Here is a 24,296-nt window from a genome sequence, read left to right on the forward strand (position 1 = left end):
GCTCAAGTGCTTGCGCCGAAACCGCTGAGGATTGTCGCCGCGCTGAACAGGATGACGAGCCCGAGGCAGACCGAGCCGGCGAACATCCAGTTCATCCGGCCCATCAGGAACAAGATGCCGACCGCTGCCAACGCGACGAGGCCGAGGGCCTTGCCGGTCGTGCCGGTCAGCGCCGCGCCGAGCGTCGAGAAGAACGTGTTGATGGGCGAGAGGTCCTGCGCGAAGACCGGCGACGCCGCGCAGACCGCGAGCGCGAGCGCCACGGTCGCGATGCGACCGGTGGAGGGGGTCAGTATTGCCATACCGAAGAGTCCTTCTGACTTTTGGTGGAGTGAACGGTCTGTCCCGTTCGGGGGGGTACGGGCGCGGGATTCACGTTTTGTACTGAAGCCACCGCGGCCGTGATCTTGGCGACGTAGGCGCGCGTCTCCCGAAAGGGGGGCACGCCGCCATACTGGGTGACGCGGTGCGGCCCGGCATTGTAGGCCGCGAGCGCAAGATGCACGTCGCCGAATTGGTCGAGCTGCGCCGCGAGGTAGCGTGCCGCGCCGTCGAGGTTCTGTTCCGGGTCCCACGGATCGCGCACGCCGAGCGCCCGCGCCGTGTCCGGCATGAGTTGGCCAAGGCCCTGCGCCCCCTTGGGCGACAGCGCCCTCGGGTTGAAGCCGCTCTCGGCCCGGACCAGTTCGACGAAGACCAGTGCGAAGGTCAGGGCGTCGAGGCCGGCGCGACGCGGACCCGCCCCGCCCGCATGGCGCAGGGCCACCTGTTCGGCCATATCGCGATAGACGGCCCGGGATGCTGCGACCCGCGCCGGGCGAGGCGCTTGCGGCTGAGCTTGTGTGCCGAGCGAGTCCTTCACGACGACGCGGCCGTCCCGCGTGTATTCGTAGACGGTGGCGTGGCTCGGAACGGCGAGTACGAAGCTCAGGAGGGACAGGGCGGCTGCACGGATCACCAGCTCAGCCCCCCCGTCGTCCAGTAGATCGCAATAGCCAGGACGGAAATCAGAACCGCCAGGGTTATCCAGACCGGCGGCGCCGTCACGAAGAACGACCCGAACAGTGTGAGGAGAACCGTCAATGCCTGCGGATAGACCGGCACGGCGATGACGAGCCCCACAACAGTCATGAACGAGAGGACTGGCGCAACAGCCGCGACGAAATACCCGGCGATCGCAAGAATGGGTCCGACCCCCATCCAGAGCAGCGCCCATCCGATCGTCCACGGAGTTGCAATCAGATCGTCGTAGGTGCCAACCGCCCAGACCGCGACCAGGTAGGGCGGCATGAGAAGGGCGAAGAATGCATAGCGAAGAGCGCGGGGCGTCCGGCTATGTGAAAGGCGAGGATACTTCTCGTCCAGTTGTGCGCGCCAGATTTCTAGCTCGAGCAGTGGGGGTAGGTCGTCCAGTTGTATCCGGACCGGCTTCGAACGTGACTTCTTAGTCGTCTTCGACATCCGCAGAGACTGCATTTGCTGGTCTGAAGTAGGGAACCTCCAGAGTAGGTCCGTCGGGATAGAGGCTCTTGTGATAGTTGAAGAGCGCATCGGCGGTTCGGATGCGCTTCGGCATGTCTGTCGAGAGAATGTAGACCTGCTTTTCGACCCCATCGTAGCGAAGCAGGAAGACTTCCCACTCGATCCGGCCGGAACCAGCATCGACGGGTTTGTAGATGACCTTCCCGCCATCTGATTCCACGTATCCGCGAACGTGCGCGCCATAGAGTCTCTTCTCGTCTTCTTGGCCTGCCATCTCGTGCACGTCCCTCATGGTTTTGCCTCCATACCAGGGACGATTAGCGCATAGCTGCCTGCTGCCTCAATCGCGATCATACGTTCCATCTATCTGAATACAAGTCAACCTGTAGGATATGTGGGACGTATATTTTTATCACGTCTGTAATTTTTGGATGCGGCTGTGTATGCCTACAAGCCTTGTATTTCCATACAGCAGATAATTTTGAGAACAGCAGTTTTGTTCAGCAAAATGCTGAAGTCTGGCTTGGTGAGCCTCATCGCGCTGAAACCAACAACCCAACCGCGGCCAGCGAATGGCCGACCCTGCCCATCACAACGGGACAGTCCCTTGGTGATGGATGCGCCCCGTTTGGCGGGAAGGGCCAGTTCTGTAGCGAACGCATACGAAACGAGACGAAACGAAACGTGCTACTATACTGTTTTAACTAAATATTAATATTTTGATGAAGCGGATTTTGTGTGGAACCGGACCAGCGGCTTGCGTCGCAGCAGGCAAGTGCCTCCTGCGAACCCGCTCCCGGTTCGGACCGCTTTCAGACTTTACTATGGAGGAGGCGTGAGCCAGCGAGGCCGGCGGGCAGGATATAAGGTGGCAGCGACAAGGAGTAGTGCCCGCAATTCAGGCGCAGCACTCTCGGCGTCGCACCGACGCGGTTCAGGGTCTCGATCAACTGGTCCGAAACCTGCGGCAGTACCACGGTGTCTCTCTTGGCCAAGACGAGCTGCAAGGCGAGACCCGGTCGAGCCAGTCGATCGGCATAACTTTCGAGGTTGAGTGGAGACCAAGCTTGGCGAAGCTGGGATAACTCGATTTTTCCTTCGAGGCTTGCTCGAATATGGCGCGTAGCACGCCCCGTCCACACCATATCGGCAAGGTTTCCCGCCGTCAGGAGCAACACCGCCTTCCCGATCGTAGGCTCGTGGCTCGCCACCAGACCAGCCACCCAGGAACCCAGGCTCATTCCAAGGACAGAAACCTTCTCGTAGCCCGCATCTTTCAAGACGCCGACCATCTTGCGTCCGTCCAGTACCGCTTGTCGCATCGACTGGATCGTACGCCCGAGGTTCGGACTAAGCATGTAATCAGCGTGAGAAGAACCAGGGCGACTGCGCTCTAGGTGATACGGCATAGCGATCTCGACCACCGTAATCCCTTGCCAAGCGAAGAATTGGGCGAGTTGAGGTTTGCGCGACGGGGCATTCCAGTGATGGAAGACCACAAGGGCGTGGTCCGAAGACCTGCCTTGTGTCACCTTTGCCCGGACAGTGTTGTTCTCGGAGATGTCGGTCTTGAGGGTCGAAGGAAAGGTTATCCACCCATCCTCCCAAACCGAGTCAGAAGTTTTTCCGTCCCACCCATAGAAGCTCGCTGAGTTGGCTACAGCCCGCTCCGCGTGAGTGCAAAACTCCGCGATGCCGGCCATGCTCTCCGCAGCGGGAAACGCAAGATCTGCATCGAGGATTGGGTCGGCCACTTTCTTGTCTGCGTCGGCACGACACGCGCGGCGCTCGTCCCGCTCGTCAAGCCACTTATGAAACATTCCGTACGCCCTTTGCCGCAACCTGACTGGTTCCGAAACCGGGATCGAACAAGCCGTAGGTGGCAAGCAGTATCCCAAGGACAAGAAGAACCGAGAAGCCGCTGAAGGCGCCCATCGACAGGTAAGCTAAAACCTCTAGCACCACGACGACCATCATCTTCCTCAAAGCAGCGCGGTAAGGTCCACTAAGCCCAATTCGAACGCAGCCGTACAGGAAAACAGTGCATGCCGAGAGCGCGACCACCAAGCTCGTGTAGTTCGTAGGGGTGGCATAATCGCCCCAGCCAATCGTCCCACTGATACCAGGCACGAGTGAAAGCCCGTCTATCAGCAACCAGCGCGGCACGTTTGACGCCGTGGTCGTAACGTACAACGCCTGTAGCTTCATGGTGATCGCGATGAGCAAGCCCAGGATTGTGCAGCGGAATATTCCCTGCATGATCCTTAGTTCGATCTTGCTGACCCGAGACGGATCGACATCTACCTTGCTGCCTCGCCGATGCACGATTTCCGAGAAATCGTGTACCAAGGTGTAGAGCAGAATGAGGCCCGTGAAGAAGAGATAGAAGCAGATGCACATATAGAAGTAGGCAAGACCGGTGAATACGATCTCCTGAGACACACTGATTGCGTCCGGGTCCACGAGAGCCAGTGAGCCCCAATCTACTGCATGGTCATTCTTACCAGTCAGAAGGGGAAGCAATCTGACGTCAACCCATTGGAAAATACCAGCAAAACCAATGTTGACCAGAAACGCCGCCCAGAAAGTATAGGAGGACGCATCGACCTTCTGCTCCCATCCCTTGAGAACTCCACTTGGACTTACCGGACCAGATATTTCCGCACGTCCCTCCCTTCGCCAGAACACCAACAGATCAACGACGAAGGCCAGGAACAATGGCAGGAAGATGATGAAAAGGATCGTCCAGTTGGGTGCCCAAAGAAACCCAACCTGCTTGATGATGCCGTCATCGCGCATGTACGTGACGCTGCTAATGCCGAGAAACAGGGATATGAACTGCAACGAGACTGCCCCAGCGAACACGCTCACCGGGAGATTCAGGGGCGATCCCTGACTGAAAAGCGCCTCCGACGCGCGAGCGAGGCCAGTACCTTCCGCACCGGTCACGACAGTTTGGTCTTCCGCCATTGTCCGATCTGGCGGTTCGACGCCTTCGGCATCAACTAGCTGATTGGTATCTGGCTGCTGGGGAGCGGTCTGCTCGTCACGCCCGCGTCGACGCATATCTCGACGCTTGGCCGTAAGTCTTGCTTGAGCTGCGCTGAGTTCTGCCTGCCAGGCGCTCGTCGCTTCGGGATCATCGCATCCAAAGACCCGGGCCAACCATCGGATATTATCGGTGCTGATGCCCTTCTCGTTGTCTTGGAACCATAGCTGGACAGTCCGCAACTCGATGCCGGCGCGATTGGCCTCGATCTGAGAAATCGCTTCCGCAAGGGCATCAGGGGTCCATGACCCTTGCGGAAAACCCTCGTCGTCTACGGGCCTTCCTGCACCAGCACTTACTGTGCGCTTGAAGAGCGCCTTAAAATCGTACTCGCCATCACCTGGCGGTACAAAATATTTTCCATTTTTTATCAATGACCTACGGGATTTCGTTTCGTGCCGTTTCGTATGACTTCGTAATAGGACGTGATCTAGCCAGCGATCACAACGCATCCAGCAGCTATAAAGCGCGATGACGCTGGGGCACCTACACCGTCAGGTTGTAGACCTCCTATTTTCTGTAACGCTTTCACGGCGAGGAGGAACACTCACATGCATACAGAGGGCACCTATACAGATACAGGCTATCTTGTTGGACATAGCCTATGTATCTTGCCAGAAGCAAGTTTTAGGGTAACAGTGCAACCAGAAGCATTGCGCGCGGGTTCGTAGCGCGGCCAAGCTTCTACGCCCCATGTGAAGACCCATGAAAGAAGAGGACAGCCGAAAGCACATAGATCCCTGAGCCGCAGACGAGGGCGGGATGGACGAGCAAAAGAACAGCGTCGTTTAGGCGGAGGAGCGTCGGCGGTTAACGCCAGAATTGCTCCAATATGCTTGACCGGCTATGCCTTGGAACGGACAACACAAGAATCAAGAGCAGGAAGAAAGAACACCCAGAAAAGCGAACCCCCCGCAAGGCGGCCACCAAGCGAGGGGGGTTCAAGAACCAGGGAATTGGCGTTCCCGACGGTCCACAAATCAAGTGTTGGATTGGTTCTAGACCCCCCCGACAATCGAGGCAAGAAAAAAGCGCATCCGTGCGAACGGGAAAGCCATGCCTCGGCCGCCTTGTCCAATCAGTTGTTGACAGGACAAGAGCAGTGAAAACCCAATCCAACGAATACCTTGCAAGCCGGCGATGCCCTCCGAGCCCTGCTTGTCAGCGTGGCATCGGAGCCACGGCAACCTCACGTCAGCGCAAGGACAAGCCTGAAGACACCGACCAGATTGACGTCCGGCCGATCCTCTACAAAGCCGTCCGGGACGCCGAGTACGTCGAGAAGATTTCGGCAAGGCTGAAAAGCCTTCTGGAAAACCTGATCAGGCATGTCCCGCACGATGCGCCCAGTCCCATCAGCCCTGCATCCGTTGAGGCCCTCGTCGATAAGCTCGGCTGCAAGGACCGGGCGCTCCGCTACAAGATCGCCACGCTGGTCGAACTCGGCCTCGTCGAGAACCGCTGCCTCGGCAACGGCCGCCGGCATGTCCAACGCAACCGGCGCGGCGTAATCGTCCACATCGCCGGGATCGACTTGTCGCCCTTGCTGGAGCAGGCCGACGACCTCGCCCTCAAAGCTGCGGCGAAGCAGGACAACTACACCCTGCGCGCACAGCTTCGCTACGAAATCTCCTCGAAGCGCGCGCACTTGAAGCGGATGTTGCACACGGAGACGCTTCCGGATGACCTGATGCGGCGCTGGACCGACTTGCCCCCCGACCTCGCAAAACTCGACCTCGATGAGCTGCGTACGGTTGGGGATAAGGTCGATCGCCTATTCGACGACATCACGGCTTACCGGCAATTTGGTGCCGGTCGACCGGCAATTTCCGACCCGGCATACATTACAGATCATATACCTTCAGAATCCTGTAATCGGACGATACCCGCAGAGAAGAAGGGGAAACCGGAGAACCGGCAGCCCACCGGACCCGCCACCTGTGGCTTGGAGAACGTAAGCCTCCAACAAGTGCTGCAAGCAGCACCACAGGATTGGCAGGTGGAGATGGCCCTTCACGGGCAGCCGTCGTGGCAGACCTTTGCCGGGGTCGCGTCCGAGCGGGCCAGATGGCTCGGGATCGACCCGACCGCCTGGTCCATCGCGCAGGCCGCCATCGGTGCGCCCGGCGCCGCCGTCATCGTCATGCTGGGAGATGCCCAGAGCCTCGAACGGGGTGGAAAGGTCCGATCCGTAGGTGGATGGGTCCGGCGAATGGCGGAACGGGCCGAGAATGGCACCGCGCACCTGAACCGCACCCTGTTCGGGTTGCTCAACAAGGAAACCGAGCTGTGCTGAGGGTTCTTGACCTTATGTCCAGTGGGTTCGGCGCTTTGATCTTGTTTCTCGCGCTAGCCACCAGCGTCGGATGGCAGTGGACGTCCGACCGAGCCGACACCGAGCGCCCCCTCACAATCTACGAGGGCGTCCCCACGATCCGCGACGGCGACAACGTGAAGATCGACGGCGAGAACATCCGCCTGCTCGGCATCGACGCCTGCGAGCTGGGCCAGCCCGCGCGGTTCGCCGGGGCAGAGATCGACTGCGGGATCTGGGCGCGGGACAGCTTCCGCGAACTGGTCGGGCCGCGCTCCGTGCGCTGCGAAAGCACCGGGCGCGATGTCTACGACCGGCCGCTGGCGATCTGCTATACCGGCGAGCGCGAGCTCAACCGTGCCCTCGTCGAGAACGGGATTGCGTTCCCCTATGCCCGCGAATCCGATTACCGTGCGGAGGCCAGGGCGGCGCAGGCGGCGGGACGCGGCCTCTGGCTCTTCGAGGACGTGGAAGAGCCGTCCGATTATCGGCGACGAAAGAGGAACGAGTGAATGAGCCGGGCCCCGGACGTGGCGGAGAAGTCCGCTGAGATCTGTTTCGCGGCCATGACCTTTGCAACCGCCGCCGCGGCCGGGATCGCGCCCTTCGTCGTTCCCCTTGCGGTTCTTGCGACCATCGCTCTGCAGTGGCGCAACGGCAAGCGTGCCGCCTGTGCCAACGCGGCGCGCGACAATGCGCTAGCGGCGTTGTCAGCCAGCCGGGACTTTAGCGACGCGGACCTGGCCCGGGCCGCGGTTCTGCTGGAGGACCTCAGCCGGACAATCCGCCTCGAGCCGGCCGCCATGATCGCGGCCGCTAGGCCTGGCGGCGCGGCGACGTTCGAGACGGATCTTGCCCACCACCTCATGCGCGGCCTGAAATTCGACGGGGGGGAGGAGGCTGTCCATCGCGCCATCGAGATCGCCTTCGTCACGGCGATCGGCACCTGCCGACGGCACCCCGACATCGACCGCGACCTGACGCAGACCTTCCTCATCGAGAGCGCCCGGGACCAGTCCGTCATGTTGGCGCGGCTGGAAGCGATGAATGCGAAGGTCGACGAGATCCTGCATCGCCTGCGGCAGAGCGGGGCGTTGCAACAGGCCGAAGTAGCCGGGATCACCGGCTTCGCCATCCAGGCGCTGGCCAAGCGCATCACCCCCGAGGTCGCGGATACCGAGCAGGCCCTTCGTGAACTTGAACACGCGGTCGAGATCGCGGTGCGGGTCCGCGAGGAGGGGCGGCACGGCTCCAACCTCGGGGATTTCGTCGACGAGGTGCTGCGCCGGTCGGCGGACTTGGCGGGCGAGGGCGATTACGACGCTGCGGATGATGAGATCGAGAAGGCGCTGCGTCACGAGGCGGAGAAGTCGAAGGCGCGCAAGCTTCGTCTGCTGGAGCGGGGCGTCGACACCGCGCTGCTGCGACGCGATGCGGAAACGGCGGCGCAGCGTATCGCCCGCCAGGAGGAGCTGGAGCTGCCGGAGGGTGCAGACCTCTGTTCTGCCCTCTTCAGCATTTGCTGCACATGGTACGAACGAGAACAAAACAAGGGCGTGAACCTCGATCTGGAGGTGGCGATCCAATTGGCGAAGATCGCACGGCAAGCAGCCGTGGGTCCAGACCAGAGTGGTTCTTGCCTCAACCTCCGTGGAGTCGCGCTTGCGACCCTCGGCAAACGGGAGAGCGTGACGGCACGGCTGGAGGAAGCCGCGTTGACCTTTCAGGCAGCATTGAAGGAGTTTACCCGCAGTCGCGCACCGCTCGAATGGGCCGGGACACAGAACAACCTCGGCAACGTGCTTCAAATTCTCGGTGAAAGGGAGAGCGGAACGGCGCGTCTGGAGGAGGCGGTGTTGGCCCACCGGGCGGCGCTGGAGGAACAGACCCGCGATCGGGTGCCGCTCGACTGGGCGATGACACAGATGAACCTTGGCAACGCGCTTCAGGCCCTCGGTAAACGGGAGAGCGGGACGGCGCGTCTGGAAGAGGCCGTGTTGGCCCACCGGGCGGCGCTGGAGGAGCGGACCCGCGAGCGGGTGCCGCTCGATTGGGCGATGACGCAGAACAACCTTGGCAGATCGCTCGCGGCCCTCGGCGCTCGGGAAAGCGGTACGGGGCATCTGGAGGAGGCCGTGTCGGCCTACCGGGCGGCACTGGAGGAACAGACCCGCGAGCGGGTGCCATTAGAATGGGCTATAGCACAGATGAACCTCGGCAACGTACTTACTGCCCTCGGTGCACGGGAGAGCGGGACGGCGCGTCTGGAGGAGGCAGTGTCGGCCTGCCAGGCGGCGCTGGAAGAGCGGACCCGCGATCGGATGCCGCTACAATGGGCCGCGACGCAGATGAGCCTCGGCAACGCGCTCGCGACCTTAGGCGAACGGGAGAGCGGGACGGCGCGTCTGGAGGAGGCAGTGTCGGCCTACCAGTCGGCGCTGGAAGAGCGGACCCGCGATCGGGTGCCGCTCGACTGGGCAGATACGCAGACCAACCTAGGCGCTGCCCTCCGGTCCCTCGGCGAGCGGGAAAGCGGGACGACGCAGCTGGAGGAATCGGTTGTGGCATACAGAGCGGCATTGGAGGAACAGACCCGCGATCGGGTGCCGCTCGCTTGGGCCACAACACAGAACAACCTTGGCAACGTGCTTCAGACCCTCGGTGCGCGCGAGAGCGGGACGACGCGTCTGGAGGAGGCGGTATCGGCCTTTCAGGCGGCACTGGAGGAACGGACCCGCGATCGGGTGCCGCTCGATTGGGCGATGACGCAGATGAACCTTGGCAATGCGCTTGTGATCCTCGGCGCGCGGGAGATCGGGACGACGCGTTTGGAGGAGGCGGTGTCGGCCTACCAGTCGGCGCTGGAAGAGCTGACGCGCGATCGGGTGCCGCTCCAATGGGAGAAAACCCAGGCCAACCTGAAGATCGCCCTCGATCTGATCGCAGATCGCAATGCCTGCTCGGAATTGCCCGGATGGTAGCAGCCCCTTTTCGGCGACTGCCCGGAATCGACCGATTTAGAACACCCCACGTGAACACTGTTCAAAACCCTCATTTGCGTGGTTACGATCATGTTCAGAAAGAACAGGGGATTTTGACGCCGTGGCCCGCACCTTCGCCTATCTCCGCGTGTCGACCGCCGGCCAGACCACCGAGACCCAGAAACGGCAGATCGCGGCGGCCGGGATCGAGGTCGAGGACTACCGTATCATTGCCGAGACCGTCTCGGGCAGCGTCGAGGCGACGAAGCGTCCGGGCTTCGCGCGGCTCGTCGACCGGCTCGAGCCCGGCGACCTGCTGGTCGTCACGAAGATGGACCGGCTGGGGCGCAACGCGGTGGACGTGATGACGACGATCAAGCAGCTGGGAAAGATGTCGGTCCGGGTGAAGAGCCTCGACCTCGGCGACGCGGACCTGACCAGCGCCGCGGGGCGGATGGTCACGCAGATCCTGAACGTGGTGGCGCAGTTCGAGCGCGAGCTGATCGTCGAGCGGACGCAGGCCGGCGTCGACCGCGCCCGCGCCCAGGGCAAGCGGCTCGGCCGGCCGCCGGCCCTCGATCCGGAACGCCGCGCCGAGATCGCGGCCGGGCTGCGGAAAGGCGAGGCGATCTCCGCCCTGGCGCGACGGTTCGGCACCAGCCGCATGACGGTGCAGCGCATCCGCGACGGGTATGGCAAGGTGAACGCTATAGTCGAGGTAACCTGAGCCAGCTGCATCTTGTTGTCCGGCCGAAGGGGTGCACTCCAATCTGTGTCGATGAAGAGGAGTTCTATGGAAGCAGACCATAAAGTAGGATCGGTCGATCGGCGGATAGAAGGCGATGGCTCGCACGAAATCCTCGCGCCCGATCTGATGCACGCGATTCGGCAGATCGAGCGTCTTCGACCCGAGGAGGGCGATCCGGGCGGGATCATGGGGGCGGGGCGTCTGCGGGTCCTGCAGGATACCGGTCTTCTCAACGACACCGTCGAAGACATCTTCGAGCGTGCGGTGACCTTCGCTCGGCGGATTACCGGATCGAAGGTCTCCCTGTTCTCCCTCGTGGATGCCGACCGTCAGATCAACAAGGCTCAGGAGGGCCTGAAGGCGCCGCCGGAATTGAAGCGGCAGATGCCGCTCACTCATTCCTTCTGCAAGCATGTGGTGACCAGCCGGTCCACCCTGGTCATTCCCGATGCCCGGACCGATCCGCGCGTTCAGGAAAACCCCTCCATTCGGGATCTGGGGATCGTCGGCTATCTCGGCGTGCCGATCGCGGCCCCAGGGGGTGAAGTCCTCGGAGCGCTCTGCGCGATCGAGCCTGAGCCCCGGGACTGGACCGATGCCGACGTGCAATCGATGCAGGACATCGCCGTCGGCATCGAGAGCGAGATCGCCTTACGGCTCGAATCCTCGATACGCCGCGAACTCTACGCCCGCGTCCTGTCCGAGCAGAGGCGCTTGAAAACCGTCCTGGAGAGCACCAGCGACAGCGTCTTCCAGATCGATCGCGAGTGGATCGTCACCTACGCCAATTCAAGGACGAAGGATCTGGTGAAGGACGAACCCCGCTTTGTCGGCGTGGACCTGCGGGACTTCCTGAAAGGCGAAGGAGATGCGTTCCTCGACGCGTACCGCACGGCTTTCAGGACACGGAAAGCAGGCGCGATCGTTTCGTTCTATGCGCCCTACGATGCTTGGTACGAAGCGCGATATTTTCCGATCGACGACGGCATGATCATCTTTTTCCGGAATTTTTCCGATCAGAAGGCCGAGGAAACGACACGACTGGTGATGTTCCGCGAACTGCATCACCGCATCCGCAATAATTTCACGCTGTTGAATGGGATGGTATCCCTGACCGCGCGATCCAGCACGAGCCTCGCAGAAATGCGTCAGGCGCTCCTGGGACGGATCGCCTCGATGGCGCGGACCCACGAACTGATCTCCCCCGATCTTGAAACATCCGAAGACAGGCAGATCCCCTTCGAGGCCATCTTGCGCGCTGAAATCGAGCCGTTCGACGGACCTGAACATTCACGGACCAGTCTGACCGGTGCAGCCTTCTCTGTCGGGCCCGAGACGGCGAAATGCTTTTCCCTGATCCTCCATGAATGGGCGACGAACGCCTCGAAGTACGGGGCGTTCTCCAGTTCCAGTGGCAAGCTCGAGGTCGACTGGTCCCAGACGGATGAACGACTGGAACTGAGTTGGTCGGAATCGGGCCTCGCAAACATACAGATCCCGACGCGCGAAGGATTTGGATCGACATTGACCCGGACGATCGTCGTCTCGAACCTGGACGGTACTTTGGATCGCAATTGGCAAGGTGATGGTCTGAAGATGATTGTCTCGATGCCGATCGACCCCCTCATTAACTAGTGCTTTTGTCAATCGAGCCCGGGGCTTGCAGGATGCGCAGTGGCCATGATCGACCGACGAAATGGCATGAGTTCCGACAACCGCGCCGCAACCGACGCTCTCCTGAATTGGGTTCCTCCCGTCCAAGCGGATGCCGCCGCGTGTCTCGCCGCAGTCAGACGATCGCGCAGCGCCGGTCAATCGTGAGTTCGGCTCGGGCACTTGGAGGCCTGAGCATCAGGCCAGATCGACATCAGCAGCTTCCGCGGCCGATACGAGCGCGCGATCCGCGGTCGCGAGAGCAACGCCGCGCTCATGAGCCAGGAGAAGATACGCTGCATCGTAGGCCGTGAGACGGTATCGCTCGGCAAGATCAATCAGGCGGGCATCGGCGAAGCCCCCGACATTCACCGTTTCAATGGGAAGACGACGGAGGCGCAGAAGGCTTGGCACAACCTCCGGAAGCGGTATTCGGCCTCGACGCGCGGCCACCAACAAGATGTTCCGCAATTCGTGCCAAAGAAGTTCCGGGGCCAATGCGCCTTCTGACGCCACACGCCGCAGAACTGCGTCGGCCTTGTCCGAGCTTTCATCTGGTAGAACCCAAGCGGCGGCTACGGACGCATCGACGACAATCGCCATCAGAACCTTAGCGCCGACCGGCGTCGCGCCAGGAGATCAGCTCCTCGGAACTCGTCGTCGACAAGGCCGATCTGGCCATCAGAATGTCGGCAACAGCACTATCGGCATCGCTATGGCGCTTCACCGAGATGAGGCGGGCAACGGGAGTGTCACCGCGGGCGATGGTGACTTCTTCGCCAGCCTCGACGAGCGCGATGAGTTCGGAGAGCCGCGTTTTGGCTTCGCCGGTTTTTATCACGAAGCTCATCTCGATCATTCCGCGTTGGTTTATACCTCTACGCCTAGCCAATAAGCCCAATCCTATGCTTGGTCAAGTCTTGACCAAGAACGTCGTATAATTTGGTTTATGTTGTGTTGGCAATCTGATCCTAGCCTTATTCGTCCTATCGAGTTCTTGACGCCTTTTCTGTGCGACGGTCAGTAGCGAAGTCCTGCGCGGCGGCCTGCTGCTGGACCTGTTGGTACTCCTTTCGGCAGCGTCCGAGTTGGGCCTGCGCGGCGATACTTCCGAGCTTGCTTGAAATTGAACCCGCCCGACCTGGAACGATGGCGCCGATCAATCCCACGCCCTGGCTGGTGCCATTGTAATCTGCCTCGCAGCGGCGATCGTGGTCGGCAAGGGTACGTCGCACCTGCTCCTCGCTGGTGGATATTGGAGCCTTCACAACCTTTGCCGAGCTTGACGGCAAGGCAGTCGCGGATGTTTCGGCGCATCCTCCGATACAGGCCACGGCGATGATGGCAGACAATGGTTTCACGGCTGAGCCTCTTTTCCGGAGAATGCTGCAGGGGAGCTCGTTCACAGGTCTGAGCCTCGATGCCGACGCAAGCCGGATCCAAGAGGGCCGGATCCGAGACAAGCCATGGAGAGCTCAGTCCGGATGTCGTCCAGTCTTCCAAGTCCAAGTTCGCTTCAATCAGGTGCCGATCCGGGACTTGACGGCGTTGCCGATAAGATCAGCCCGGATCGTCTCGGAAGTCGGTCAGTCGTCGTCCGGCAGGTCTTCTCCGGCCGGAAGAAACCGGAGAAGGACCGGGTCAGGGGAGCTTTACCGGGTCGGTTCGGTCCGGTCGGTTCGATCGTCCTCAATCTCGACTTCCGTATGCCGCACCGTATCGCTGACGGTCTCGGTGTGCTCTTCGACATCCTTGTTCAGCGTGATCTCTTCGACCACGCGGGCCTCCTTCGAGACGACCGCGACCTCGTCCGTCTCCGTGGCCTCGAGGGTTTGCTCGGCGAACGCGGCTTCGCCGTCGCTCAGGGCGCGGTCGACGGGCCGTCGTTCGACGTGGACGTTCTCCTCGCGAAGCGAAACCTGCTCTTCGACCGGTGTCTCGACGATATAAGAGCGGACACGGACGCGCCCGTGATCCATCTGCCGCTTGCCGACGCGCAGCTTCTCCTCGACGACGTCGATCGTTCCGTCGACCATCTCGCCGGAAGCGCCATCCGGCCGGTACGCAGTTTCACCGGCGATTTCGTCCGACATCAGCGGGGTTTCAGCGCCGCCTGTCGCCATGGCGGGCTGCTCGTAACCGGTCTGGCGACCCTCCCAGCCCTCGGAGCGCCAGCTCTCCTCGCGGGCATCCATGTCGACCGTGCCCTCGTCGTCGAGGATGTCGAGGATCCGGTCGCGGTTCGCGTCCGTGGTGTTGAGAGAGACGAGGTAGCCGCCGCGGGACAGGCCCTCGGCATAGGCGTGGCGGTCCTCGTCGGGCATGAAGAAGTCGCCAAGGGCCTCGAAGAAGCCCTTGTCCTCCTTGTAGGACGTCTCCTTCGCGGTATCGTCTCCGGCGACGACACGGATATCGCTGCGCGAGACCCCTTCGGCGACGATGCGCTCGACGGCCGCGTCGGCATCGCTCTGGCTGTCGAAGAAGGCGGTGACGTATTGATCATGTTGCGTGGCATTGTAGTCGGACATTCTGTCCTCCGGGGCTGCGAGCGTGTCAGTCTTCCGACGTCGATCGCTCGATGGTTGCGACCTGCCTGCGCAGGGTCACGGGGATTTCGACCTCATCGGTCGTTTCGTACTGCGTGATGTGCAGTTCTTCCTTCAGCACGATCCGCGTCTCGGTCACGACGACCTCCTCGTAGATCGGGATGATCGTCACGGCGCCTTCGGTGCGGGCGACCGCCGGCGCCTCGCCGGGCTCCAGCATCCGGTCTATGGGCACCCGCTCCATCTCGACGCGCGTCCCGTGCAATTCCCGGCGCAGAACCTCGTCGCGGAGTTCCGTCTGGGTGGCGACCCGGACCCGGCCGGTAATGACCTTGCGAATCTCGAGGCTCGCCGTCTCCTCGACCAGCTCGATGCTCGCGCGTGGATCGGAGGCGATATCATCGGACGTCATTGCGAGTCTCCACCGAACCCTGCGGTCAAACCACCCGGTGCCGGGTAATCGTCGGATCGACAGCGCCCATGCGGCCGCCGAACCACGCGGCCACGGCGCCGAGGATCAGGCCCAAGGCGCCCAGAAGCGCGCTGGTCGAGACCGCCGCGGATGCGGTGTCAGCGGTCTGCTTGGCCTGTTCGACGGTCTCCGTGTACTGCGCCTGGAACTGGTCGAACTGCGCCTGCGCTTCCTGCTGCGGGATTCCCTGGGCTTCGGCGATCGCCCGGACCGCTTGGGCCTCGGCCTGCTCGGCGCCTTCCGCATCGCCGGTGAGCGCACTGCGGACCGAAGCGATGGCCGCGTCGCGCATTGCCGCGGGATCCGCATCCTCGGGGATCGCCGACTGGAAGGTCTGTTCGATTGCCGAGAACGGATTGGGACCGGCCGCCTCGACCGCGGTGCCCGCCGCGCCGGCGACATTGCCGACGGCGCTCGTCAGGGTGCTGTAGGCGCCACCCACGATGCCGCCGATGCTGGAACTCACCAGGTAGACGACGACAAGTGTCGCCAAGGCCCAGGAGGTGAGCCCGTGCCAGCTCGCCGTCGACTCCTTGGCCTTACCCGAAAGGCGGCCTGCCGTGAAGCCACCGGCCAGGGCACCGAGGATGCCCGAGATTGCGAACCAGATGCCCGCGCCGATGGAGAAGCCCGCGACGCCCGGATTGTCGCCGGTGCCGGGATCGAGTGTCGCTGCGCCGATGCCGACGCCGATCATGTTGATGATCACCTGCGCCACGAGACCCACCACGACGCCGGCGAACACGGCGCCCCAAGAGACATTGTTGATCATGATCGAGCGCGCGTCCTCGGCCGGCGTCACCGGGCTCGTATGGGGCGCATCTCTGTCACCGCGCTGGCGGGGCGTGTCGCCGGTGGATTCGTAGAAAGTGTCGGTCATGTCATTTTCTTTCCCGGCCTCTGCCGTTTCGTGCCGACGGGCTTGTGAGCTTCGACCTCGGAGGTCTGTGCCGGGTCTTTGGCGAATTTTGCGATGGCGCTACGGATGGCGTCCGTGGCCGTCTCCAGGGCGGTGTCCTTGCTAGCCTTCGGCACGATGGCCTCCTCTGCGCGCCGGGTTCTCCGGCGGCGATTGCGCGGCTGCGGCGAATGGACGCCCGACCTGTTAATGAATTTGCGATCTTCGCGGAGCGTTCCAAGGCAGGAACCAGCTAGCGGAACTGGCAGGTTCTAACCTTTTTTGCCGCCGGATGCTTTGGGTGTCCGCTTCCCATGAACGATCCCGCAGTCGCGGGCCCAAGCGATCGCGGCCGCACGTCGTTTGACGCCGATCTTGCGGTAGAGGGAGGTCAGGTGATTGCGGATGGTGTGTGGCGACAGGCAAAGCGTCGCCGCCATCTCCGCGTCCGATTGGCCCTCGCAAACGAGGTCGAGAACGTCCCGTTCGCGGTTCGTGAGCGATGCTGTCTCGGCGCTGGGGATGTTACGTCTCGATGTCTGCCTCAGCGTCCCGAGTTTCTCGACGATCCCGCGGCTGAACCAGGACGTGTCCGCCATCACCGCTTCGATCGCGGCGACGAGCTCGGCCTCGGTGCGCTTCTGCTCGCCGATGTCCTGGATCACCAGCAATACGCAAGACTGGTCGTTCAGGGTGATCGTGTCCGCCGCGATCAGGCAATCGACCGGCGCGCCGTCCGCCGTCGAAAGACCGACGTCGAGCCCAACGATATTTCCGTCGGCCTTCAGGGCGTCGAGCATGGTCTTCTGGGTGTCGGCCTCGGCCCACAGCTTCAGATCACGCGGGTTGCGGGCGATGACCTGTTCCTCGGCATAGCCCGTCAAGCGCGCGAAGGCGGCATTCACGTTGAGGAAGTCGAGCCGGTCGAAATTGCAGATTGCCAGAGCCACGGGGGACAGATCGAACGCCTTCGAGAAACGTTCCTCGCTGTGCCGACTGGCACGTTCCGCCCGGTTTCTCGGGTCGAGATCGACGAAGGTGAAGAGCATGCAGGGCTCGTCCGAGACCTCGATGGGCTGCCCGGCGACGATCACCGATTTGCGGCGCCCATCCGGCAGCGTCAGCGTGGCTTCTCTCTGGGGAATGGTGCGCCCCTCCCTCAGGCAGTTCAAGGCCGTCTCCCGGTCGCCGCGATCCGCCAGGATGTCGAAGGCATAGATCGACTGGCCGACGAGGTCCTCGTTCCGGCATCCGGTCAATTCCAGAAAGCCGCGATTGACCCGCACGAAGCAAAGATCGGCCAGACGGCAGATGATGGCTGGGGCCGGATTGGCGTTGAATGCACTCTCGAAACGACCTTCCGCCTCGAAGCGCGCCGTTTCGTCCCGCAGGACCAGGACGAGGTAGTCCGGTACATTCTCTTTGTCGGTGATGACGAAGCAGCGGATCGTCTGCGTCCACTCGGTCTCGGGCGCATCAGCCGGCGAAACCTCGACCGTGATCTCTCCGGATGCCTCGCCGGCGATCACCTTCTCGACCGGGAACGTCCCTTCCTTGATCGGGTGGTTGTTGCGATAAGTCAGTCGGAAACGCTCGCGGTACTCGGACATGTCCTTTCCCAGGTCCGTCAAGGCCTCGACGCCGTGCATGGCGAGTGCGGCCTCGTTGGCCCAAAGAATTGTCTCGTCGAGATCGACGAGGACGATCCCTTCCCCCAACCCGGAGATCAGCTGCTGCAGCTGTCCGTGATCCCTCGCGGCGCGCGGCGCTTTGGTCTTTGCCATGGTGCGTAGCCTGCCTTGGATGCTTGGGGCGCGACGACATCGCCGCGCCAGGGACCGATCCTGGCATCGAGATAGCGCGAACCAGGCCGCAGGCGCGCAATCGAGATGGACATTGCCGACCATAACGGTACGGAGCGGAAGTGGCAGGATACTCAGCAGCTATTCTGGGCAGACGCGGTTCGGCCGTTCCCGCCCGGATGGATGTCATCGCGACATCCGCATGTAAATAGTCCCTCTTCTCGACAGGATCCCGCCTTGAGAGCCAACGCCCAGGAGGCGGCCCCGGAGACCCTCGACCAGGCCGTCGATGTCGATCCGTCCTTCATGCTGTCGAAGCTCGAGGGCTTGATCGTCGGCTTCCAGAACTATTGCCCAACATCGCCGTCGCCCTGATCGTCATCGCGCTCTTCTACGCGATCGGCTGGCGTTGATCTGAGCCACCGGACCGCCAATCCCGTACGGGCAACATCGAACAGTTTCCGAGCAGCGAGTGAGGCGCCCGGCAAAAGGGTGTCTGGGGTCGTTTGCAGGAGAGTGCGAAATCCTACGCTAAGCCGAGGCGGTCGTTCGGGTAGAGCGCGCGAGCGGCCGGAGAGAGCCCACTTCTTTGGTTGCTGCGGTCGACGTGAATGACCGAAGCGACTTTAGCAGCCTCTGCGTTCCGGTTGCAGGCGATAGCTAAGGCAACCACACAACGCTATGAATGAGCATGGATAGACGCGGATACTCAAACCATGTGGCCTGACTTGCCGGGATGAGCCGACGGCGGCATATCGAGCGGCTTCTGCCGGAGCTGAAGGCCTATGCCTACGCGATCAGTGATCGGCGCGAGGACGGGGACGACCTCGTGCAGGACGCCGTGGCAAGGGCTCTGCGCGCGGAGGCGCCGCCCCGGCGTCTCGGCGAGTTCAAGCCCTGGATGTTCAGGACGATTCGCAATCTGAACACCGACGAATTGCGCAAGCGCCGCGTCCGCAGGGAATATCTTGCGCGCGAGACACGTCTGTCCGGTGAGACATCCGATGATCCGAAACACGAGCGGGACATGCACGTCCGCGCGGCTTTTGCGACCTTATCGAGCGAGATGCAGGAAATATTGACCCTGATCGACATTCTAGGCCTCAAGTACGACGAGGCGGCGTGCGTCATCGACGTGCCGCGTGGAACGGTGATGAGCCGGATCAGTCGCGCACGACGCGCGCTTCGCGACCGGATCATCGGCGGCGATAGCGATAAACGGAGCACTTCGTGACTGATCCCTGCGACGTGGACTGGGAGACCCTGAACGCTTATCTCGACGGCGAGCTTCGGGGGGCCGAACGCCGCGCCTTTGCCAGGCGGCTGGCCCGTGAACCGGACCTGGCCGCCGCCGCGGCAGAGCTGCAAGCCCAATCCGAAAGCCTGGCGCGGATGCGTCCCTTCGCCGATGCGGGATCGACCGTCCGGGTGCGTCCCGTCGCCTGGGGCGGAGCGATCGCGGCCACCCTGGCCATAGTCGCATTTCTCGCGATGCCCGGGGCGGACCGAACGGACTTGACCTCGATCCACGAGACCTTCCTCAAGCAAAGCTTTCCGACCTCGGATGACGCCCTCGCCGAAGCAGGCCTCAGCGGGGGCGGTCCACTTCCCGACTTGTCCCCGGCCGGATTGGCACTCGTGGCCGTGCGCGAGGTCGAGGGTGGCATCGCCGGCCACTACGCCGGACGCAACGCCTGCCGTCTGACGCTTCTGAGGCTGGAGGACGGGACTGCGGATGGCCCCGATGCGCCGGATCTTTGGGCCGTCGGCGGACAGCGCTACGCGATCCTGGCCGAGGGGATGAAACCCGACCGCCTCGCGGCGATCGAGACTTTTCTCAAGGCCGTAACCGATCCAAGTGATGGAAACGTTGACCGATTGGCCTTCTCGCGTCAGGTCTCGGAGACCGAGACCTGCGCCTGACGGGCGGTGGGTTCAGCCCCCGCTGCCCGCGACTTCTGCGACGTAGGTCGAGACCGTCTCGATTTCTTCCTCGCTCAAGGTGCCCTCGAAGGCGGGCATGACCCCCACTCCGCTCGTGACGGCCGCACGAACTTGGTCCACGCTGGGCTGTAGCTCGTCCAGGTTCGGCCCCACCTTCCCCTCGGCGTCCGCGTCGGCGAGGACATGGCAAAGCGCGCATTGGGGCTGCGCGGCTTTGGTGAAGATCGTCCGGCCGGCCTCGGGATCGGCCTCCTGCGCGGCGAGCGGTACCGCAAGAAAGGCAAGGAGAACGGCCGAAAGACCTGTCGGACTTCCGTGGGAGGTCAATCGGAGTCCCGTAGGGGTGATTTTCATCGTCTCTTCCTTATCCGACCGTCACGTCGACAGCATGGCCGCGCCAACCGTTATGCCCGTAGCCGCGTTCGTTGGGCTCGAACGTCTCGGGTTGCGTATCGCCGTTGCCGTTGGTGGCGCGGCTCGCGAGCGTGTGGGTCCCAGCGTCCAGATCCGCGACGAGGACGAAGGGCCGCCAGGCATAGGGACCCATGTCGGGGCCGAGGAACTGGGCCTCCTGCCAGCTCTCGCCACCGTCGGTGGAGACCTCCACCCCCGTCACAGCGCTGGTGCCACCCATGGCGAGACCTTCGATCCTGACCTCGCCCGTTTCGGCATCCTCAAGCGGGCCGGTGATCCAGGACTTGACGCTCATCTCGTACATCGAGGGCTGGGACGGGTCGCCCGAGACGCCCACGGGACGGACGCGGTAGCCGGTCTGCTGGATCGCGGCGGGGCTCTCCTCGGCGGTGAAGGCGAGCCGTTTGAGATATTTGACGTTGTTGACGCCGTAATAGCCCGGAACGATCAACCGCAGGGGGCCGCCATGGGCCAGCGGTACCGGCTCGCCGTTCATGTCCCAGGCCAGGATCGCCTGCTCCATCGCCTCCACGGGCACGGAGCGTTCGACCTGGATGCTCTCGGGTGGCAGGCCCTCGGGGATCTCCTCACCCCCGGTGCCGGTCAGGAAAACCATGTCGGCCGCAACGCCGCCCAGGGCTTCAGCCACGGCGCGGACCGGAACCCCCGTCCAGATCACGTTGCCGGCCGCGCCGGTCGCCCATTGCGACCCGCTCGCCTCGTGATCGAAGAACGCCCGCCCGTTGCCCGAGCATTGCAGAACCGCGACCACGGTTTCCGACCCGAGCAACTTCAACTCGCCGAGCGTCATCGAGCCGGGCTCGGCGACGCCTTCGATCGACACTTCCCAGGCGTCGCGGTCGGCGACGATTTCCTCGGAGGGTGCCGGCAGGTTGTTGCGGATGTAGAGGTCGCTCGACGGCGTCACGAGCGCGTCGCCTTGCGCGGCGCGCATGGTCTCCAGCGTCTCGTCGGTGTGGACGATCATGTCGCCCGCGTCCTTCCAGGCGACATAGGCGGGCAGTTTACCGCCTTCCTGCGCGATTGCCGGCAAGCCTGTCACGGCTGCGCCGGCAAGGCCGGCCGAGCCGATCAGGAACTGGCGGCGTTTCACCGGATATACAGTGGTCATGATGTCCTCCCTTCGTGTTCTGAGCCACACTGTGCTCGACGGAAAGACGGCCGGCCCGCATGAATTATTCCCTCGCGACGAAAAGTCTCCGTCGCGAGGTCCCGGCCGGGGGGGAGCGCCTACCTCTGCCAGCCTTCGGTGGCCATGAGTTCCTGCGCCTCATCGGTCACGAGAAAGTCCAGAAAGTCCTGCGCCGCCGGGTCCGCGTTTGGGGAGATCACGACGTTCACGTCGCGCCAGATTTTCCGGGCGTCGTCGAGTTCCACCATTTCAAGCACGTCCTGATGGGTCAGCGGCCAGTTCGGCCAGGTTATCCACGCATCGGCATCCTGGTCCTGGAACTCTTGGAAGCTCGCTCCGGAGCCGAGAGCGTAGGCGACGATGTTCTTTCGAAACGCCGCGATGTCGTCGAGCCGCCCGAGACGGCCCGCCACGTCCTCCCAGGTTCCCGTGCCGGAAGTGTTGTAGACTCCCGCTCCTTCGGTCACGACGATGCTGATATCTTCATCGAGGAGATCGTCGAAGCCCTCGATACCCTTTGGGTTACCCGCCTTCACGGCGATGACGACGGGACGGATGTAGATCGGCTCGACCTCGGCATGATCAAAGGCCGGATAGGTCAGCAGGAACGCAGTCATCGATTGCTCCGACGTGCCCCAAAGGATGTCGGCATCGGCCTGGGCGTCAGCACTCCAGTCCGCTTCAGGCCCGGCAACGATCTCGACTTCCGTACCGGTCTCTTCCTGCCAGACATCGGCGACCTTCTGGAACGCGGTATGCGGGCCGCCTGCGCCATAGAGCTTGACGATGCCGTCCTCAGGCGCGTGGGTGATGGCGGGATCCGCGAGATCCGTCTCGCCGACACGGTCGGAGAAGACATCGGCGGCCACCGGCAGAGCCGCGACTGTCGTGGTGGCGATGAGCATGGTTAGACGATTCATGGAACTTCCCTTGGCGTGTATTGCGACGGTGAATTGGATCCGTCATTCGAACTGACGTTCCAAGGGCGCGGCCCATTCCCGGACAGACACTCACAGTCGCGTCATCAGAGGGCGCGAAAAGAGATACAGAAAGCTGCGGGAATACTTGGCCCGGGTCGCACGTCTGTCGGGTACGTGTCCCCGAGGGGGACGTGTGGATATTCCGACAATCGGACGAAAGCCTTCAATGACAGACACCACCGCCGATGCGGGTCAGAGCAGCTCGATCTGGCCCGGCCTCGCCCTCACCGCCCTGATCGCCGCCGCCGCCTTCGGGCTGCGCCGCGTCCCCGGGGTAAACGCGTTCTCGCCGCTGATCCTGTCGATCCTGCTCGGCATGGCACTGCACAACACCATCGGCACGCCGGGCGCGGCGAAGCCCGGCGTCACCGTCTCGCTGAAGGTCATTCTGAAGGCCGGGATCGTGCTACTGGGCCTGCAGCTCACCGTTGGCCAGGTCATCGAGGTCGGCCTACGTGGCGTGGGTATTATCGCGGCCGCGCTCATCGCGACGTTCCTCTTTACCAAGTGGCTCGGGCGGCAACTCGGGGTAGGCGCCAAGCTCACCGAGCTGATCGCCGCCGGCACCTCGATCTGCGGCGCCTCCGCCGTGATCGCCACCAACACCGTCACACGGGCCTCCGACGAGGACGTGGCCTATGCGGTGGCCTGCGTGACTGTATTCGGTTCGCTGTCGATGGTGTTGATCCCGGTGGTCGAGGCGACGGTGCTTCATCTCGGCCCCGATGCCTACGGGCTTTGGACCGGTGCAGTCATCCACGAGGTGGCCCAGGTGGTCGCCGCCGCCTTCCAGCAGGGCGACGCGGCCGGGCATACGGGGACGATCGCCAAGCTCACCCGGGTGATGATGCTGGCGCCTCTGGTCCTGACGCTCGGCCTTCTGGCCAGGCGGCGAAACGAGGGAGCCTCGGGTGCCGGCGCCCCGATTCCGTGGTTCGTTCTTGGCTTCGTCGCCATGGTGGGGATCGCCTCGTTGGGGATCGTGCCAACGGCTGCGGAGCCCTGGCACAAGGGCCTGACCCAGTTCCTCCTGGCCATGGCGCTCGCGGCGATGGGGCTCGAGACGGACATTCGCAAGCTCGCGGCCGAGGGCGCGCGGCCCGCGCTCCTCGGGGCGACGTCGTGGCTCTTCATCGTCGCGCTCGGGCTTGGTCTCGTTCTTCTTCTCGGGCCGAACGGGTGACGGAGGAGCTTGCAAACGCCGCCTCCCGGTCCCGGCGCCTTGCAGCATTGGATGCGCCGCACATGGCCGCGCTCAACGGCTATGCGGAGGGCCTGCGCACGGACGGCCGCGGCGTGCCGTGGTTCGATCCGCACGATGGCGGCGCGGCGGCACAGTGCCTGATCCTTCTGGAACGGCCCGCGCGGCTTGGGGAGACGCCCCGGTTCGTCTCGTGTGACAACCCTGTACCGGCGCAGCGCAACCTACGCCGGTTCCTGGCGGAGGCGGGGCTGACCCGTCGGCGGATCGTGATCTGGAACGCCGTGCCCTGGCTGCCGCCTGCGGACGCAGTGCGCAACGCAGCACCCCGCGCTGCCGAAATTCGTGAGGGGCTGACCCGTCTCCCGGCGCTACTGAAGCTGCTGCCCGCGCTGCAGGTGGTCGTGCTGGCCGGACGGGTCCCGGGACGCGCCGCGTCCCTGTGCACGGTCCCTGTCGTACAGGTTCCGCACCCGTCGCCGGTCAACGTGAACGCCAACCCATCAGCGCGAGGTCGAATCGTGGCTGGGCTTTCTCAAGCCGCATCGAAAACAGAATGTCCGACGACTGGCCGTCACTAGAGCACGGCACTGGTAGACTATGTGGCTCCGCCAATCAGTTCCTTGGGACGGACGTACATACACGGCGCAGCGAATGTC

The 24,296-nt window shown here is 63.1% G+C and carries 25 protein-coding genes; 10 read left to right on the forward strand and 15 right to left on the reverse strand.

Annotation, left to right across the window (positions count from 1 at the left end):
* Positions 1-2: 2 nt before the first annotated feature.
* The 6 genes from LX81_RS14680 to LX81_RS14705 all read right to left on the reverse strand — a co-directional run bounded on the left by LX81_RS14680 (position 3) and on the right by LX81_RS14705 (position 4,905).
* Positions 3-302 (reverse strand): TrbC/VirB2 family protein, encoded by a 300-nt coding sequence (locus LX81_RS14680; RefSeq protein WP_111538080.1) that lies wholly within the window; start codon positions 300-302, stop codon positions 3-5.
* Complete coding sequence (locus tag LX81_RS22535; protein WP_373280286.1) at positions 290-958, reverse strand: lytic transglycosylase domain-containing protein; 669 nt, start codon at positions 956-958, stop codon at positions 290-292. Before LX81_RS22535 ends, LX81_RS14680 begins: the two co-directional genes overlap by 13 nt.
* Complete coding sequence (locus LX81_RS22540; protein ID WP_146259441.1) at positions 955-1,461, reverse strand: hypothetical protein; 507 nt, start codon at positions 1,459-1,461, stop codon at positions 955-957. Before LX81_RS22540 ends, LX81_RS22535 begins: the two co-directional genes overlap by 4 nt.
* The gene (locus LX81_RS14695; RefSeq protein ID WP_111538082.1) at positions 1,445-1,774 is read right to left on the reverse strand and encodes a hypothetical protein; all 330 of its coding nucleotides are present in this window, start codon (positions 1,772-1,774) and stop codon (positions 1,445-1,447) included. Before LX81_RS14695 ends, LX81_RS22540 begins: the two co-directional genes overlap by 17 nt.
* Positions 1,775-2,294: 520 nt before the next feature.
* Entirely contained in the window at positions 2,295-3,302 is a 1,008-nt protein-coding gene (locus LX81_RS14700; protein ID WP_111538083.1) for an alpha/beta hydrolase family protein, read from the reverse strand.
* Positions 3,292-4,905 carry an RcgA family putative transporter gene (locus tag LX81_RS14705; protein ID WP_111538084.1) on the reverse strand — a complete coding sequence of 538 codons (1,614 nt, stop codon included), beginning with the start codon at positions 4,903-4,905 and terminating at the stop codon, positions 3,292-3,294. The genes LX81_RS14700 and LX81_RS14705 overlap by 11 nt, the downstream gene beginning before the upstream one ends.
* Before the next feature lie 728 nt (positions 4,906-5,633).
* Here LX81_RS14705 and repC point away from each other — a divergent pair.
* The 5 genes from repC (at position 5,634) to LX81_RS14730 (ending at position 12,209) form a co-directional block, all read left to right on the forward strand.
* Complete coding sequence (gene repC / locus LX81_RS14710; protein WP_170133963.1) at positions 5,634-6,827, forward strand: replication initiation protein RepC; 1,194 nt, start codon at positions 5,634-5,636, stop codon at positions 6,825-6,827.
* 41 nt (positions 6,828-6,868) lie between these two features.
* Positions 6,869-7,357, forward strand: coding sequence for a thermonuclease family protein (locus LX81_RS14715; protein WP_170133964.1), 489 nt, complete (start codon positions 6,869-6,871; stop codon positions 7,355-7,357).
* Positions 7,358-9,826 carry a tetratricopeptide repeat protein gene (locus tag LX81_RS14720; RefSeq protein ID WP_211322783.1) on the forward strand — a complete coding sequence of 823 codons (2,469 nt, stop codon included), beginning with the start codon at positions 7,358-7,360 and terminating at the stop codon, positions 9,824-9,826.
* 121 nt (positions 9,827-9,947) lie between these two features.
* Positions 9,948-10,553, forward strand: a complete 606-nt coding sequence (locus LX81_RS14725; protein ID WP_111538087.1) for a recombinase family protein — start codon at positions 9,948-9,950, stop codon at positions 10,551-10,553.
* A 66-nt stretch (positions 10,554-10,619) separates the two neighbouring features.
* Positions 10,620-12,209 carry a GAF domain-containing protein gene (locus LX81_RS14730; protein ID WP_170133965.1) on the forward strand — a complete coding sequence of 530 codons (1,590 nt, stop codon included), beginning with the start codon at positions 10,620-10,622 and terminating at the stop codon, positions 12,207-12,209.
* Positions 12,210-12,425: 216 nt separating this feature from the next.
* Here the strand turns inward: LX81_RS14730 and LX81_RS14735 are convergent, their stop codons facing one another.
* From LX81_RS14735 to LX81_RS14760, 6 genes are all read right to left on the reverse strand, one after another.
* On the reverse strand, positions 12,426-12,830 hold the full coding sequence (locus LX81_RS14735) for a type II toxin-antitoxin system VapC family toxin (RefSeq protein ID WP_111538089.1): 405 nt from the start codon (positions 12,828-12,830) through the stop codon (positions 12,426-12,428).
* 7 nt (positions 12,831-12,837) lie between these two features.
* Complete coding sequence (locus LX81_RS14740; RefSeq protein WP_111538141.1) at positions 12,838-13,077, reverse strand: type II toxin-antitoxin system Phd/YefM family antitoxin; 240 nt, start codon at positions 13,075-13,077, stop codon at positions 12,838-12,840.
* An 802-nt stretch (positions 13,078-13,879) separates the two neighbouring features.
* Positions 13,880-14,755, reverse strand: coding sequence for a YsnF/AvaK domain-containing protein (locus tag LX81_RS14745; RefSeq protein ID WP_111538090.1), 876 nt, complete (start codon positions 14,753-14,755; stop codon positions 13,880-13,882).
* Positions 14,756-14,780: 25 nt separating this feature from the next.
* The gene (locus LX81_RS14750) at positions 14,781-15,185 is read right to left on the reverse strand and encodes a DUF2382 domain-containing protein (protein ID WP_111538091.1); all 405 of its coding nucleotides are present in this window, start codon (positions 15,183-15,185) and stop codon (positions 14,781-14,783) included.
* A 25-nt stretch (positions 15,186-15,210) separates the two neighbouring features.
* On the reverse strand, positions 15,211-16,047 hold the full coding sequence (locus LX81_RS14755; RefSeq protein ID WP_170133973.1) for a PhnA-like protein: 837 nt from the start codon (positions 16,045-16,047) through the stop codon (positions 15,211-15,213).
* 368 nt (positions 16,048-16,415) lie between these two features.
* Positions 16,416-17,927: a PAS domain S-box protein gene (locus LX81_RS14760; protein WP_111538093.1), complete on the reverse strand. Its 1,512-nt coding sequence runs from the start codon at positions 17,925-17,927 to the stop codon at positions 16,416-16,418.
* A gap of 255 nt (positions 17,928-18,182) precedes the next feature.
* Between LX81_RS14760 and LX81_RS22275 the strand changes: the two genes are divergently transcribed.
* From LX81_RS22275 to LX81_RS14770, 3 genes are all read left to right on the forward strand, one after another.
* A complete protein-coding gene (locus tag LX81_RS22275) occupies positions 18,183-18,320 on the forward strand; it encodes a hypothetical protein (protein ID WP_170133966.1) in 138 nt (45 codons plus the stop codon).
* 361 nt (positions 18,321-18,681) lie between these two features.
* The gene (locus LX81_RS14765; protein ID WP_111538094.1) at positions 18,682-19,179 is read left to right on the forward strand and encodes an RNA polymerase sigma factor; all 498 of its coding nucleotides are present in this window, start codon (positions 18,682-18,684) and stop codon (positions 19,177-19,179) included.
* Positions 19,176-19,868: a hypothetical protein gene (locus LX81_RS14770; protein WP_111538095.1), complete on the forward strand. Its 693-nt coding sequence runs from the start codon at positions 19,176-19,178 to the stop codon at positions 19,866-19,868. The genes LX81_RS14765 and LX81_RS14770 overlap by 4 nt, the downstream gene beginning before the upstream one ends.
* Before the next feature lie 12 nt (positions 19,869-19,880).
* On the opposite strand, the gene sorU is transcribed toward LX81_RS14770, so the two are convergent.
* From sorU to LX81_RS14785, 3 genes are all read right to left on the reverse strand, one after another.
* Positions 19,881-20,243: a SorU family sulfite dehydrogenase c-type cytochrome subunit gene (gene sorU, locus LX81_RS14775; protein WP_111538096.1), complete on the reverse strand. Its 363-nt coding sequence runs from the start codon at positions 20,241-20,243 to the stop codon at positions 19,881-19,883.
* 10 nt (positions 20,244-20,253) lie between these two features.
* Entirely contained in the window at positions 20,254-21,435 is a 1,182-nt protein-coding gene (gene sorT / locus LX81_RS14780; protein WP_111538097.1) for a SorT family sulfite dehydrogenase catalytic subunit, read from the reverse strand.
* Between the two features lie 119 nt (positions 21,436-21,554).
* Positions 21,555-22,376 (reverse strand): substrate-binding domain-containing protein, encoded by an 822-nt coding sequence (locus LX81_RS14785; protein WP_111538098.1) that lies wholly within the window; start codon positions 22,374-22,376, stop codon positions 21,555-21,557.
* A gap of 226 nt (positions 22,377-22,602) precedes the next feature.
* Here LX81_RS14785 and LX81_RS14790 point away from each other — a divergent pair, with 226 nt between their 5' ends.
* Together LX81_RS14790 and LX81_RS14795 are read left to right on the forward strand one after the other, a co-directional pair.
* On the forward strand, positions 22,603-23,619 hold the full coding sequence (locus tag LX81_RS14790; protein ID WP_111538099.1) for a YeiH family protein: 1,017 nt from the start codon (positions 22,603-22,605) through the stop codon (positions 23,617-23,619).
* Positions 23,620-23,681: 62 nt separating this feature from the next.
* Positions 23,682-24,218 (forward strand): uracil-DNA glycosylase, encoded by a 537-nt coding sequence (locus LX81_RS14795; protein WP_111538100.1) that lies wholly within the window; start codon positions 23,682-23,684, stop codon positions 24,216-24,218.
* Positions 24,219-24,296: the final 78 nt, after the last annotated feature.

The organism is Palleronia aestuarii (genome assembly GCF_003253995.1).
Lineage (GTDB): Bacteria > Pseudomonadota > Alphaproteobacteria > Rhodobacterales > Rhodobacteraceae > Palleronia > Palleronia aestuarii.

Excerpts from the sequence above, each read along its gene's own strand:
- LX81_RS14680 (WP_111538080.1), bottom strand. The coding sequence starts at position 302 with ATGGCAATACTGACCCCCTCCACCGGTCGCATCGCGACCGTGGCGCTC.
- LX81_RS22540 (WP_146259441.1), bottom strand. The coding sequence starts at position 1,461 with ATGTCGAAGACGACTAAGAAGTCACGTTCGAAGCCGGTCCGGATACAA.
- LX81_RS14695 (WP_111538082.1), bottom strand. The coding sequence starts at position 1,774 with ATGAGGGACGTGCACGAGATGGCAGGCCAAGAAGACGAGAAGAGACTC.
- LX81_RS14700 (WP_111538083.1), bottom strand. The coding sequence starts at position 3,302 with ATGTTTCATAAGTGGCTTGACGAGCGGGACGAGCGCCGCGCGTGTCGT.
- LX81_RS14720 (WP_211322783.1), top strand. The coding sequence starts at position 7,358 with ATGAGCCGGGCCCCGGACGTGGCGGAGAAGTCCGCTGAGATCTGTTTC.
- LX81_RS14730 (WP_170133965.1), top strand. The coding sequence starts at position 10,620 with ATGGAAGCAGACCATAAAGTAGGATCGGTCGATCGGCGGATAGAAGGC.
- LX81_RS14735 (WP_111538089.1), bottom strand. The coding sequence starts at position 12,830 with ATGGCGATTGTCGTCGATGCGTCCGTAGCCGCCGCTTGGGTTCTACCA.
- LX81_RS14740 (WP_111538141.1), bottom strand. The coding sequence starts at position 13,077 with ATGAGCTTCGTGATAAAAACCGGCGAAGCCAAAACGCGGCTCTCCGAA.
- LX81_RS14745 (WP_111538090.1), bottom strand. The coding sequence starts at position 14,755 with ATGTCCGACTACAATGCCACGCAACATGATCAATACGTCACCGCCTTC.
- LX81_RS14750 (WP_111538091.1), bottom strand. The coding sequence starts at position 15,185 with ATGACGTCCGATGATATCGCCTCCGATCCACGCGCGAGCATCGAGCTG.
- LX81_RS14760 (WP_111538093.1), bottom strand. The coding sequence starts at position 17,927 with ATGGCAAAGACCAAAGCGCCGCGCGCCGCGAGGGATCACGGACAGCTG.
- LX81_RS14765 (WP_111538094.1), top strand. The coding sequence starts at position 18,682 with ATGAGCCGACGGCGGCATATCGAGCGGCTTCTGCCGGAGCTGAAGGCC.
- sorU (WP_111538096.1), bottom strand. The coding sequence starts at position 20,243 with ATGAAAATCACCCCTACGGGACTCCGATTGACCTCCCACGGAAGTCCG.
- sorT (WP_111538097.1), bottom strand. The coding sequence starts at position 21,435 with ATGACCACTGTATATCCGGTGAAACGCCGCCAGTTCCTGATCGGCTCG.
- LX81_RS14785 (WP_111538098.1), bottom strand. The coding sequence starts at position 22,376 with ATGAATCGTCTAACCATGCTCATCGCCACCACGACAGTCGCGGCTCTG.
- LX81_RS14790 (WP_111538099.1), top strand. The coding sequence starts at position 22,603 with ATGACAGACACCACCGCCGATGCGGGTCAGAGCAGCTCGATCTGGCCC.
- LX81_RS14795 (WP_111538100.1), top strand. The coding sequence starts at position 23,682 with ATGGCCGCGCTCAACGGCTATGCGGAGGGCCTGCGCACGGACGGCCGC.